Consider the following 1,032-nt stretch of genomic DNA (forward strand, 5'->3'; position numbering starts at 1 on the left):
CTTACAGCGGTTTCTAAATGAATAAGCCACAATGAGCGAACCAAGCGATTGCATCCTCCTCCGAGATTTTTTCAGTCACAATCTCAGTCAAAGCTTGATTGAGAGCTTCCAAAGATCGGGCTTTAGCAGAGCGTAGTAACTGCTTGAGTTTCGACCAACACCACTCAATCGGAGATAAGCCTGGAGAATAAGGTGGCAGGAAGACAAGTTGTGCGCCAGCAGATTCAATCGCTTGCCGAACTCGTTGAGCATGATGCACAGGAAGATTATCCATGACCACAATTGCTCCGACCCAAAGTTGCGGGATCAACACTTCGAGCAAGTAGACGACAAAGACCTCGGTATTGACACTACCCAGAATCGTCATTGTCGCAATGAGTCCTTCTAGTCCAATGGCACCAATCAACGAGATGTTTTGTCCAACATTGCGTGGACGGACATCATGCACTCGCTCTCCCTTCGCAGCACGACCCTTGAGACGGGTCATGCCCAAATGAATGCCTGCTTCATCGACAAAGACCAGATTGCGAAGGTCAATGCTGAAGCTCCAATGTCGGAATGCAAAACGTAGCGCTTGCACTCGCTTTGTTTCGGCTTCAGTTGCCCTAAATGTTTTTTTTGACGCTCAGGTTCATCTGCTCCAGCACTCGCCACATCGTCGAGATGCCGACTTGAACAGCACATTCTTGTTCGAGTCGCTCACACAATTCCCACAACACAAGGTCAGGTTGCTGTTTCAACCAGTCGGCAATCAGGGCTTGCTCCTTCACACCGATTTTTGCGACGGCTCCACCCCCATGCGGTTTAGGTTGCACCGTCTTCTGCTCTCGGTAGTGGCGCATCAAGTCTCGCACAAACGACAAGCTGACCTTGAACCGTTTTGCCAGTTGGCGTTGACTTCCTTCTTTTGCCTCGTAAGCATCCAGAATGCGTTGGCGTAAATCGACCGAGTAGGCAGCAGGCATTGCTCATTCCTCATGACTGCTGCTAAGGTGCCCATTCTGTGGCAGACCCAATCAGAAACCGCTGTAA

General features: G+C 50.0%; 2 protein-coding genes. Both read right to left on the reverse strand.

Annotated features, from left to right (window positions below):
• Positions 1–13: 13 nt before the first annotated feature.
• On the reverse strand, positions 14–580 hold the full coding sequence (locus OU814_RS31260) for an IS630 family transposase (RefSeq protein WP_268243323.1): 567 nt from the start codon (positions 578–580) through the stop codon (positions 14–16).
• Between the two features lie 25 nt (positions 581–605).
• Positions 606–965 (reverse strand): helix-turn-helix domain-containing protein, encoded by a 360-nt coding sequence (locus OU814_RS31265; RefSeq protein ID WP_017285999.1) that lies wholly within the window; start codon positions 963–965, stop codon positions 606–608.
• Between the last annotated feature and the right edge of the window lie 67 nt (positions 966–1,032).

The organism is Leptolyngbya sp. GGD (assembly GCF_026735145.1).
GTDB classification, from domain to species: Bacteria; Cyanobacteriota; Cyanobacteriia; order Leptolyngbyales; family Leptolyngbyaceae; genus Leptolyngbya; species Leptolyngbya boryana.